This window comes from Nostoc sp. DedQUE02 (assembly GCF_034531035.1).
GTDB lineage: Bacteria > Cyanobacteriota > Cyanobacteriia > Cyanobacteriales > Nostocaceae > Nostoc.
The window spans coordinates 1-12,352 of the sequence record NZ_JAVRBY020000112.1 but is presented as its reverse complement, the minus strand read 5'-3'; the positions used below and the strand labels follow the sequence as shown (position 1 = coordinate 12,352).

At 41.8% G+C, this 12,352-nt stretch carries 10 protein-coding genes; 9 read left to right on the top strand and 1 reads right to left on the bottom strand.

Annotation, left to right across the window (positions count from 1 at the left end):
• Positions 1-349 precede the first annotated feature (349 nt).
• The 3 genes from RMX98_RS35295 (at position 350) to RMX98_RS35285 (ending at position 3,933) form a co-directional block, all read left to right on the top strand.
• Positions 350-1,774 carry an HlyD family efflux transporter periplasmic adaptor subunit gene (locus RMX98_RS35295; RefSeq protein ID WP_322678435.1) on the top strand — a complete coding sequence of 475 codons (1,425 nt, stop codon included), beginning with the start codon at positions 350-352 and terminating at the stop codon, positions 1,772-1,774.
• Positions 1,775-1,941: 167 nt separating this feature from the next.
• The gene (gene devC, locus RMX98_RS35290; protein ID WP_322678436.1) at positions 1,942-3,096 is read left to right on the top strand and encodes an ABC transporter permease DevC; all 1,155 of its coding nucleotides are present in this window, start codon (positions 1,942-1,944) and stop codon (positions 3,094-3,096) included.
• A gap of 126 nt (positions 3,097-3,222) precedes the next feature.
• Entirely contained in the window at positions 3,223-3,933 is a 711-nt protein-coding gene (locus RMX98_RS35285; protein ID WP_322678437.1) for a DevA family ABC transporter ATP-binding protein, read from the top strand.
• Between the two features lie 59 nt (positions 3,934-3,992).
• Here RMX98_RS35285 and RMX98_RS35280 read toward each other — a convergent pair whose 3' ends face one another.
• Complete coding sequence (locus RMX98_RS35280; RefSeq protein ID WP_322678438.1) at positions 3,993-4,817, bottom strand: hypothetical protein; 825 nt, start codon at positions 4,815-4,817, stop codon at positions 3,993-3,995.
• A gap of 104 nt (positions 4,818-4,921) precedes the next feature.
• Between RMX98_RS35280 and RMX98_RS35275 the strand changes: the two genes are divergently transcribed.
• The 6 genes from RMX98_RS35275 to RMX98_RS35250 all read left to right on the top strand — a co-directional run bounded on the left by RMX98_RS35275 (position 4,922) and on the right by RMX98_RS35250 (position 12,296).
• Entirely contained in the window at positions 4,922-5,719 is a 798-nt protein-coding gene (locus RMX98_RS35275) for an HAD family hydrolase (protein WP_322678439.1), read from the top strand.
• 269 nt (positions 5,720-5,988) lie between these two features.
• Positions 5,989-6,783 (top strand): 30S ribosomal protein S2, encoded by a 795-nt coding sequence (gene rpsB, locus RMX98_RS35270; protein WP_322678448.1) that lies wholly within the window; start codon positions 5,989-5,991, stop codon positions 6,781-6,783.
• Between the two features lie 231 nt (positions 6,784-7,014).
• The gene (tsf, locus tag RMX98_RS35265; RefSeq protein ID WP_322678440.1) at positions 7,015-7,959 is read left to right on the top strand and encodes a translation elongation factor Ts; all 945 of its coding nucleotides are present in this window, start codon (positions 7,015-7,017) and stop codon (positions 7,957-7,959) included.
• A gap of 206 nt (positions 7,960-8,165) precedes the next feature.
• Positions 8,166-9,032, top strand: a complete 867-nt coding sequence (locus tag RMX98_RS35260; protein WP_322678441.1) for a hypothetical protein — start codon at positions 8,166-8,168, stop codon at positions 9,030-9,032.
• Between the two features lie 95 nt (positions 9,033-9,127).
• Positions 9,128-11,629 carry an ATP-dependent DNA helicase RecG gene (gene recG, locus RMX98_RS35255; RefSeq protein WP_322678442.1) on the top strand — a complete coding sequence of 834 codons (2,502 nt, stop codon included), beginning with the start codon at positions 9,128-9,130 and terminating at the stop codon, positions 11,627-11,629.
• A 256-nt stretch (positions 11,630-11,885) separates the two neighbouring features.
• Entirely contained in the window at positions 11,886-12,296 is a 411-nt protein-coding gene (locus tag RMX98_RS35250) for an SMI1/KNR4 family protein (protein WP_322678443.1), read from the top strand.
• The last annotated feature ends 56 nt before the right edge of the window (positions 12,297-12,352 follow it).

Sequence of the window (12,352 nt, the reverse complement as noted above, 5' to 3'; positions counted from 1 at the left end):
TCGTTCCGATACTTTGTATGAGAATGAGTCAAGCCTGATCAAGCTAGGTTTTTAGGACTTGTGTGTACACCGTAGCCTAAAAAGAGAGAGGAATAGAAGTGAGGTCAAACTGTATTGCATACAAACGAGCATAGACGCAAAGCGGCTTGTCGTAAGACATCGCTATAGAAAACACCATTTTGTAAAGCCCCATTTTGTAAAGCCATAGTGTTGAACGTTTATTACACAATGGATTTTAAGCCATACCCAGCTTTAAACCACTGTTGTTTGTCCTAACAGGTGGCTGTTGATTAAAAACCCTTTTATTTTTACTTCCATCAGCACAATTCAAGTAAATGGGCAACATACTATGTCAAGGGTGACTGAAAAGCCAAAGCCAAGTGAGCAGACATTTAATCACGAACAACCTAAGATTTGGTGGGGTATCGCTGTAGCCGTGCCAATAGTAATCGCTGCTGGGATACTAGGTACAGCTAAAATCGAGCAGCTGAGAAAACTAACTACACCTGCCCCCGTAATGCCATCTACCAATAGCATTAGTGCTGTTGGGCGTTTGGAACCGCGAGGCGAAGTTGTTAAATTGTCAGCCCCATCATCAGGATTAGCACCATCGTCACGAATTCAGCAACTTCTGGTGAGAGAGGGTGAACAGGTAAAGCAAGGTCAAATTGTGGCAATTTTGGACAACCGCGATACCCAAATAGCCGGACTACAAGAGGCAAAAGCCAAAGTGCAAGAAGCGCGTGCGAATTTAGCGCAAGTCAAGGCTGGATCTCCAAGAGATATTCAAGCCCAAAGAGCAGTTATTGCTCGTTTACAAGCGCAGTTAATTGGCGAAAGGAATGCAGCGCAAGCAACGATCGCAAGGGTTGCAGCTCAATTAAGTGGTGATAAACTTGTCCAACAAGCAACCGTGAATCGCTTAGAAGCTGAACTCAGTGGGCAAAGAGATGCTCTAAGAGCAACGGTTGCACGTATTCAAGCCGAACAGCGCAATGCTCAAGTCGATGCCGGACGCTATGATTATTTATACAAAGAAGGTGCTATTTCTCAGCAAGAGCGGGACAGAAGACGCTTGAGTGCAGTAACTTCTAATCAGCAGGTTGCTGAAAGCCAAGCTACCCTGAAACAGACATTGGCAACTCTACGACAGCAACTTGCTGAAGCCAGAGCTACCCAAATACAAAATTTAGCAACTTTGCAACAGCAACTAATCGAAGCCAAAGTTAACCGTGATAAAACCGTAGCTACTTTGCAAAGACAAATCGATGAAGAAAAGGCCAAACTGAGCAGAATTTTAGATGTTAGTCCTACCGATGTGCAAGTAGCGCAAGCCCAAGTTAGTAATGCGATCGCAAATGTTAGAAAAGCTGAAGCAGAACTGAGATTGAGCTACGTTCAAGCACCAATCGCTGGAGAAATTTTAAAGGTTTACGCCAAATCAGGCGAAGCGATCGGCGCAAATGGCATTGCTGAACTTGGTCAAACCAAGCAAATGTTTGTAATTGCTGAAGTCGCCGAAGACAGCATTGGTAAAGTCCGTCTTGGTCAAAATGCTACTATCACCAGTGATAACGGCGCATTTAACGGTGAATTAAAGGGAACTGTCACTGATATTGGCAGGAAAATTGGTAAAAAAGATGTGCTGAATACAGATCCAGCAGCAGATGTAGATGCCAGAGTCGTAGAAGTTAAAATTGCTCTATCTCCAGAAGATAGCCAAAAAGTTTCTGGTTTAACTTACGCCAAAGTTCTTGTGGATATTAATAATTAATTAAGTTGTAGGTGAGCAGTAATCCTAATCCTTGATTTGATATTTTGGATTAAAAACATTCGTTAATAGTTTGTTTGATCGATTTTAAACATTCTATAAATACGTAAGAATCTCACCATAATAAGTTTAAAGTCTAAAATTGCTAAACTTGCTGAGATGACTATAAAATGAATCAAAAAATACCTCTGTCGTGGCTACAACTGACAAGGGAAAAAACTCGCCTGGCTGTGGCATTAGCAGGAATTGCTTTTGCCGATATTTTAATGTTTATGCAACTCGGCTTTCGGGATGCTCTGTATTATAGTAACGTTAGATTCCATAACAGTTTACAAGGCGATATTGTTTTAATTAATAGTCAATCTAACGCTATATTGGCGATGAGAAGCTTTTCTCAGCGACGGTTATATAAAGCTTTAGAATTACCCGCAGTTCAATCAGTACATCCGATATATTTGGATTTTACAATCTGGAAAAATCCTGTAACAGGTCGTCCTCGGAGTATCCTAATTTTTGGAATGAACCCAGAAACTAACCTAGTTAATTTACCTGGAGTTCAGGAAAATTTAGATAAACTTAAACTACCTGATGTAGTTCTATTTGACCGTTCTTCTAGGGTAGAGTATGGGCCGATCGCTGCTAATTATGACCAAGGAAAGACTGTAACAGCAGAAGTACGAAGGCGGCGAATTAAAGTAGGAGGGCTATTTACGTTAGGTGCATCATTTGGTGCAGATGGTAATTTAATTACCAGCGATCTCAACTTTTTCCGAATATTCAGCAATCGTCAAAAAGGATTAATTGATATTGGGCTAATTAGATTAAAACCGGGAGCCGATGCTAATGTTGTTGCCCAACAATTACGAAAGTATTTACCTAATGAAGTGAATGTTTTAACTAAACAAGAATTTATTGATTTTGAGCGGAGTTACTGGGCGAATAGTACAGCTATTGGCTTTATTTTCACATTAGGGACTGTCATGGGTTTCATTGTGGGAACTGTGATTGTTTATCAAATTCTTTATACAGAAGTTGCAGACCACTTAGCTGAGTACGCTACTCTCAAGGCGATAGGTTACACACAAAACTATTTATTGACAGTTATTCTTCAAGAAGCCTTATTATTAGCAGTTTTAGGCTATTTACCTGGGATAGTTTTTGCCTTATTTATGTATAGCAGCGCCAGAAATGCAACACTTTTACCAGTTTTTATGAGTTTTGAGCGAGCGGTAATGGTATTAATTTTGACTATGCTAATGTGCATTATTTCTGGTGCGATCGCAGTCCGAAAATTACGTTCTGCCGATCCAGCAGATATCTTTTAATTAATTCAATCTTAATTAAGAGATATTCATGATAATTCTAGCTTATCGTTAATAATTAAGAAATCTTAGTTTCTGACGGGCGCTACAGTTAAGCCTCAAAACTACTAATTTATAACTAACAAAAATATGATGGAAAAAGAACCTGTAATTGCCATTAAAAATCTTAATCACTACTATGGCAAAGGCGCACTGAGAAAACAGATATTATTTAACATCAACCTAGAAATTTATTCTGGTGAAATTGTGATTATGACCGGGCCATCAGGTTCAGGGAAAACAACATTACTGAGCTTAATTGGTGGTTTGCGGTCTGTACAAGAAGGAAGTTTAAAATTTTTAGGTGAAGAACTTATTGGTGTCAGTCAAAACAAATTAGTGCAGATACGACGCAACATTGGTTATATTTTTCAAGCTCACAATTTGCTAGGATTCTTGACAGCCAAACAAAATGTGCAAATGGCAGTGGAATTGAATGATAATATTTCTCAAGCAGAAGCAGTGGCAAAATCAAAAGCTATGCTGGGGTCTGTTGGATTAGAAGAACGAGTTGATTACTACCCAGACAATCTTTCTGGTGGACAAAAACAAAGAATTGCGATCGCCCGCGCCTTGGTGAACCGTCCCCCTTTGGTACTAGCAGACGAACCAACAGCAGCATTAGACAAACAATCAGGACGCGATGTCGTGGAAATAATGCAGAGTCTAGCTAAAAATCAGGGAACTACTATCTTATTGGTGACACACGACAACCGCATTTTAGATATAGCCGATCGCATCGTCGAAATGGAAGATGGTCTTTTAACCCGTAATTCCCCCAATACAGTTATTCAGTCATGATTTTTAGTCATTAGTCATTTGTCCTTTGTGAATGACCAATGACTAATGACAGCCATCATTTATTGTCTAGCCGAGCCTGATTTTTTAATTCCAGATGACTTTGGCGGAGTTGGAGTATTTGGTTGGCGACTAGTACGGAAAGTCACATTTACACCTTCATTCGATTGCTCTAGCACCAGTAAAGGCGTTGGTTTAGCCTTTTGATCCCAATGCATAGTCGCAATTCGACCTTGAATTATTGGTTGCCAACTATCTTCGTCTTCTATCGGGCTTAGGTAAGTTTCTATACAATCAATAATTTGACTAATCGTCGCAGAAGTTGCTTGCGTCGGTAATTTCATTAACTTGATTTGAATCCGAAACAGCACGCGTTTAGCAGAATTCCCTGGACTACCAGTTTCATACTCGACATCAAAAATTTCATCTACTTGCCGTCCAGCACTATTAGCAATTCCAACCGATCCCTGTTGGGCTTGATTTGGACGCAGGGCTTGAGAAATTTTTTCTTTGATTTGAATCTTTATTTGATTAAGAATTGCAAAATGAAACACCTCCTCTGACATCCGCATTCGCAGATAATCCAGGTTAAAGTCCCGTGAATTCACCAAATCGGGATTAGTTTCCATTTTGCGAATTGTTTCCAGCGCCAGCTTAAACTTTTTCTCTAGTTCTCGGGCGCGGAATTGTTCAAACTTAAGTTTTTTCTCCAGCTTATCCTTCTGGAGTTTAATATACACAATCAAAGCAATCACCACTAAAGCCAGTCCTCCAGAAGTTACCAACAATAATGGTGGTATTTGAGGATTACTTGCTGGCACTTCCTGGGATGCCTTTTTAGTAGCCTTTTTCCCAGAGGATTGGGCAAGAAACATTGAAGTGGACATGGTGGGAAACTGAAAAACTTGACTCCTGATGTTTAGGATGCCCAAATCTTTAAGGTCATCTTGCTGTATGATTAATATTTTTTACAGCTTTTTACAAACCGTATATGTCCAGAGATTTGAGCCTCGCTCCCCTATCTGAGGTTTCATCTACAAGCTTGAGCAAGATTCGTCTGATCGCCACAGATATGGATGGAACCCTGACTAGACGAGGAAAATTTACTCCAGCACTGCTACAAGCTTTAGAGGACTTAGCCGCAGCTGACATTAAAGTGCTAATTGTCACCGGACGTTCTGCTGGGTGGGTAAGTGGATTGAGTAGCTTGATGCCAGTGGTAGGTGCGATCGCAGAAAATGGCGGTTTGTACTTTCCATCTGGAAATCAGAAACCAGTAGTTTTAACACCCATTCCCGATTTAGCTCAACATCGCCAGCACTTGGCTACAATTTTTGAGAATTTACAAACTAAATTTCCCCAAATCCAAGAATCTGCTGATAATCGCTTTCGCGTCACCGACTGGACTTTTGATGTAGCTGGTTTGCGTGAAGACGAACTACAAACCCTAGATCATCTCTGTCAACAAATGGGTTGGGGATTTACCTATAGCAACGTGCAGTGTCACATTAAACCCCAAGGGCAAGATAAAGCTGTGGGATTATTGCAGGTATTGCGCGAATATTTACCCCCGTATTCACCAGAACAAATTGTCACCGTAGGCGATAGCCCCAATGATGAAAGTTTATTCGATCGCCGTTATTTTCCTGTTTCTGTAGGCGTGGCTAACGTGCTGGAATATGTGAATCAGTTCAAATATCAACCTGCTTACATTACCACTGCTGCCGAAGGCGAAGGATTTTGTGAGTTATCTAGTTATATTTTGAAAAGCTTGCATATCTCAAGTTAGGAAGAACTACAGTTAATACTCATAGCCGGAGAAGTAGAATTAAGGCACTCTTCAGGCAGTTTACAACTTTAGTTAAAATTCAATGTGCTGCCCGATTGTCGAGCAGGCAGGACTATTTTTTTGACCTCACTCGGTCAACCAACTAGAACTCTTCCGAATGTGTTAACCTAGTATGGTTAACTAATCTCGCACATCTGAGAATTCGGGTGTTTCCCAGTTGGGAAATACGCTTGGATGGAGGTTTAACCCGAATCGGAGTTGAAAAATATATGCCAGTCGTTTCATTGGCTCAAATGATGGAGTCAGGGGTTCACTTTGGGCATCAAACCCGGCGTTGGAACCCAAAAATGTCTCCTTACATTTATACTTCCCGCAATGGTGTGCATATTATCGACTTGGTGCAAACTGCCCAATTGATGGATAATGCTTACAACTATATGCGATCGCACGCAGAACAAGGGAAGAAATTTCTTTTCGTCGGTACCAAGCGTCAAGCAGCTGGAATTATTGCCCAAGAAGCTAGCCGTTGTGGTTCCCACTACATTAACCAACGCTGGTTGGGCGGAATGTTGACCAACTGGGCAACTATCAAAACACGGGTAGACCGCCTGAAAGATTTAGAACGCCGTGAGGAAACTGGCGCACTAGATTTATTACCAAAAAAAGAAGCATCAATGCTACGTCGGGAAATGACGAAGCTTCAGAAATACTTGGGCGGTATTAAAACAATGCGGAAAGTGCCCGATATCGTGGTCATTGTAGACCAACGGCGGGAATATAACGCAGTTCAAGAATGCCAAAAGCTGAATATTCCCATTGTGTCCATGCTGGATACAAACTGTGACCCAGATGTAGTAGATATCCCCATCCCCGCAAACGACGATGCGATCAGGTCAATCAAGCTGATAGTCGGAAAATTGGCGGATGCCATTTATGAAGGTCGTCACGGTCAGCTGGATGTTGAAGAGTATGACGAAGATTACGAAGGTGGCGAGTATGACGACGACTACGAAGAAACCGAATATACTGACGCCATAATTCCCGACGAGGAAACAGAAGAATAGTGCTGAGTCAAGAGTGCTGAGTAAGATAGAAAGACTCAGCAAATTGAATAGTGCTGAGTCTTGATTTTTGAAGTTGTAAGTTGTGATTTGTCAATGAAGAATAAAATTGATAACTGAACACTCAAAACTCAGCACGGGCTAAACGCCCCGCTAACGCTAACAAAACTCAGTACTCAGTACTAAATTAGGTGAGTGATTACAACTCGAGGTCAAGTTAGGAATTGAAGCAACATGGCGGAAATATCTGCAAAACTCGTCCAAGAGCTACGCCAAAAAACTGGTGCTGGCATGATGGACTGCAAAAAGGCGCTGATAGAGACTGAAGGAAATGTAGAAGAAGCCGCAGACTGGCTACGGAAAAAAGGCATCTCTAAGGCGGGGACAAGAAGCGATCGCGTTGCGGCAGAAGGTCTAGTAGACACTTACATTCAGCCCAATGGTCGAGTAGGTGTACTCATCGAAGTCAACTGCCAAACCGATTTTGTTGCCCGTAACGAGGCTTTCAAAGCTTTAGTTAAGAACTTGGCAAAGCAAGCAGCGACTGCTGATAGTGTTGAGTCTTTGTTGGCTCAACAGTATGCTGATAGTCCAGGCGGGACTGTAGAAGAATTCATCAAGCAAACTATTGCTACGCTCGGTGAAAATATCCAAGTGCGTCGCTTTATCAATTTTGCACTAGCAGAAGGCACGCAAGGTGTTGTAGACAGCTACATTCACACTGGCGGTCGAGTTGGTGTATTAGTAGAACTGGGTTCCCAAACTGAGTCTGTAGCTGCTAATTCAGAGTTTCAAAGCTTGGCACGGAACACTGCAATGCAAGTTGCGGCTTGTCCAAATGTCGAGTATGTAAGCGTAGACCAAATCCCCGCCGAAATTGCCCAAAAAGAAAAAGACATTGAAATGGGCAAGGATGATTTGGCGAACAAGCCAGATAATATCAAAGAAAAAATTGTTCAGGGACGGATTGAAAAACGCCTGAAAGAATTGACTTTGATCGATCAGCCTTACATCCGCGATCAGAGTATTTCCGTGGAAGACTTGATCAAGCAAGTGAAAGCACAATTAGGCGAAGAGATTCAAGTGACTCGCTTTGTGCGTTATGTACTGGGCGAAGGCATTGAAAAGCAAGAAATTAGCTTTGCTGATGAAGTTGCTGCACAAATTGCCAGCACGTAATATTAGTCATTAGTCTTTACCAAAGACTAATGACTAATGACTCTTTACAAAACAGGTCAAGCAAATAGCCTGACCTGTATTTTATTTAGTAAAGATAGCAAATTTCGCATTTAATTTTAAAGTCTAAAATTCTCTGGAAAGTTATCCTAAAATAAATTTGTACATTTGTACTATGTAATAGTTCAGATGGGCAAGAACGAAAAGATATGGCAAGAGCAATCGAGCGAATTGAGCAGGATATCGCAGCACTCAAAGAAGCGATCCAGGCGATCGCAATAGAATTACAAAGCGCTTATGCTAGTTATCTAAATACCTTGGGGCTAGCTGTACGAAAACAGTTGATTCTGGCGAGTTACCACCTTTGTACCCAAGGTTATCCCGAAAACTTTCTGCATTTGTCATTGAATCAGCGCCAACAATTGCAGCAAGCTATCCGCAAATTGGGTCAATTGGCAGCTGAACAATTGCTCACTTCTATTAAAAGCGAAGAAGCAGGAGGAAATCAGGGAGATGAAGCAGATGAGGTAGATGAGGAAAACGGGGAAGATGAGGGAGTAACATCCGCTTCATCTTCTGTAATTTTAGGCACATCCAAGCCTCAGCTTCTCACCCTCGACACATCTAATCCTATAGAACTAGCAAAATGGCAACACAACTTAGAAGAGGTCACACAAGATATACTGAAAAAACTTTCGCACGATGCTAATCTTTTATTACAAAAAGCTGGGGTATTACCCAAAAAATTACCAGAACCGATTTTAGCAGCTGCGGCTGCGGCTGCATCAGAAGCATCTGCCGAGGTAATGCCAGGGCCACCCAACTTATTAAACTTAGTAGTTGAAATTGAAAATGAGCAGCAGTCAGAAGATTCTGGACTGACACAAATTATGGCTATTAACCTGCGGCTAGGAGAAATTGAATTTGCTGATGTGACACTCTCATCTGAGCGCAGGCAAATCCGCAGTATTTTAGTTCAGCTAAACAAGCTAGGGCGAGAGTATCAAAAGAAACATCGAGAAAAGGCGATCGCTGAAGCTGAAGCTGCATGGCGTGCTAGTTGGTTTGAGGATTAGTCATTTGTCCTTTGTCTTTTGTCCTTTGTCCAGAGTCAAATGACCAATGACCAATGACCAATGACTAATGACCAATGACTAATGACTAATGACCAATGACTAATGAAAAACCAGATTGGATACGATTGCACAAAGCCTTGGCAATAGAAGCCGAACGGGGCTTTACAGACTTGGTGGGTAGAGAATATCGCTTCAGTGAATTTTTAAGCCTGACTTTGGGCAAATTCCCAACAGGTTTACCCCAAACTGAACGCCGCCGTTGGCAAGGACTAGCGGTGCAATTTGCTAGTTATCCACATCTAGCACTGGAAGAAAGACAACATTTAGTAGCAGAGACTCGTAGATATCTCTCCCAGCTACAGCAAGAGGAGCAGGGGAGCAGGGGAGCAGGGGAGCAGGGGAAAACTTATCAATCCAAAGTTCAAAATCGTTCGACTGAGCGTAGCCGAAGTCCAAAATCTCCAATTGTTACTGAGGTAAGTCGGAGGCTTGCACCAAAAATTGAGCAAAAGCTTAGTGATTTACCAGAAATAGGGTTTAAAAAAGCTGATAATTTGGCACGGCTTGGTTTACATACCGTCCGCGACTTGCTTTTCTACTATCCTCGCGACCATATTGATTATGCGCGTCAGGTGAATATCCGCGAGTTACAGGCAGGTGAGACGGTGACAATAGTGGCAACTGTGAAGCGCTGTAACTGCTTTACTAGCCCTAAAAATCAGAAATTATCAATTTTAGAAATGGTCGTAAAAGATAATAGCGGTCAAATCAAAATTGGTCGTTTTTACGCGGGTACGCGCTTTAGCAGTCGCGCTTGGCAAGAAAGTTTAAAACGTCGTTATCCAGTGGGCAGTATTTTGGCGGCGTGTGGGTTGGTGAAAGAAAGTAAATACGGCTTGACACTCGATAATCCAGAACTAGAGGTTTTGGCAAATCCAGGGGATACGATTGAGTCGCTAAATATTGGGCGAGTAGTACCAATTTATGGATTGACTGAAGGCGTGGTGGCGAATACAGTGCGACAGGCGGTAATTGCTGCTTTGCCTGCTGCGGCTAACTTGAAAGATCCTTTACCAAGTGGTTTGCGGCAGAAGTATGGTTTGATGGAATTGAAAGATGCGATCGCTAACATCCATTTTCCCAGCGATAGCGCCGTCCTACAAGTTGCCCGTCGTCGCCTAGTTTTTGATGAATTTTTCTACCTACAACTTGGGTTACTGCAACGTCAACAGCAAGCAAGAGCGATTCAAACCAGCGCCATCCTTGTCTCACGCGGTCAACTTGTAGAGAAATTCCATGAAATACTGCCTTTTCAACTCACTGGCGCACAACAACGAGTTCTCAACGACATTCTCAACGATTTACAAAAACCTGTGCCAATGAATCGTTTAGTGCAAGGTGATGTCGGTTCTGGTAAAACAGTCGTCGCCGTCCTGGCTATCCTTGCAGCAATTCAATCTGGCTACCAAGCAGCGCTGATGGCTCCTACAGAAGTTTTGGCAGAACAACATTATCGCAAATTAGTTAGCTGGTTTAACCTCTTGCATTTACCAGTGGAATTACTTACAGGCTCCACTAAAGCTGCGAAACGAAGACAAATACATTCTCAGTTAGGAACTGGTGAATTACCTCTGTTAGTAGGAACCCATGCGTTGATTCAAGACCCTGTAAACTTTCAGCAATTAGGGTTAGTAGTCATAGATGAACAGCATCGCTTTGGGGTAGAACAACGGGCACGTTTGCAGCAAAAAGGCAATCAACCTCATGTGTTAACTATGACAGCTACCCCAATTCCCCGAACCTTAGCACTGACGATACACGGGGATTTAGATGTCAGCCAAATTGATGAGTTACCACCGGGACGACAAAAGATTCAGACAACAGTATTGTCAGGTCAGCAACGCAACCATGCTTACGACCTGATACGGCGAGAAATTGTCCAAGGTAGACAAGTTTATGTGGTTTTACCCTTGGTGGAAGAATCAGAAAAATTAGACTTGCGATCGGCTGTTGACGAGCATCAAAAGTTACAAGAAAGTGTTTTTCCTGATTTTCAAGTTGGATTGCTACACGGTCGCATGAGTTCAGCCGAAAAGGATGAAGCAATAACCAAATTCCGTGATAACCAAACGCAAATTTTGGTTTCTACTACAGTTGTTGAGGTTGGTGTAGACGTACCTAATGCTACAGTAATGCTCATTGAAAATGCAGAGCGATTTGGACTATCGCAACTGCACCAACTGCGGGGGCGTGTCGGTCGTGGTGCAGCTCAGTCTTACTGTCTGTTGATGAGCAGTTCTAGAAGTCCTGATGCTCAACAACGGTTGAAGGTATTGGAACAATCTCAGGATGGCTTTTTCATATCCGAAATGGATATGCGTTTTCGTGGGCCAGGGCAAGTACTGGGAACTCGTCAATCTGGAGTGCCAGATTTTACCTTGGCGAGTTTGGTTGACGATGAAGAAGTTTTACTTTTAGCGCGGCAAGCAGCGGAGAAAATAATAGAGATGGATGTTACTTTAGAGCGTTGGTATTTAATGAAAGAAGAGTTGAAATATCGATATGAACGGTTGATGGGAGGGGCGATTTTGACATAACATATTTGAGTTAGTTTAAGAGAGAAACTGACTATACATTCCTAGCTTTTAAAAGTAATTTATTCCTTGGAAGTTCCCTGGAGGTTCTTACTGTAGTTACCGCAAACGAGCCAGAGCAAGAGTTATGAGAACCAGTGCTGTGTATCTTTATTGCGAAGTATTGGCTAAAACTACGCTGTTGAGTGGGAGTAGATTGAAAAGTTAGCGATCGTAATTTGGAATTAAGCTACTGAGAGTTATAGGTGAAGGTGCAGTTTTGAGTTTTGAGACGATTAATAGAGAGATTATAGTTAAAAAGCCGTTAGAGATAAGAAGATTAATTAATATGTCGGCGATGATAGAAGCTATTGAGCGGATTGCAACTTACTATTCAAGTTTCGATGCTCCAACAAGTCTCGACATGAAAGTGTTTTATTGGATGCTGAATAATGGATATGACGCAGTAGGAAAAGATGTAAGAGAATTGCGAAAGTCTCTCAGTCCTGAAACATTGCAAAAAGTAGTATCTAATTACTCTACTCCAAAATTAACTCTTGAACAAATACAAGAAATTACAAAAGATTATCCATTCCAGTTACCTTTAGAAATAATTGATTTATATCAAAAAGGTAATGGTTGTTTACCTATTGGTTTGGTTGACACATCAAACCCACATTCCGCAGGTTAGTTAAGAAAGAAGATAATATTTTCGACAAGGAGCACCAAAAAACTGGAGAATCCATT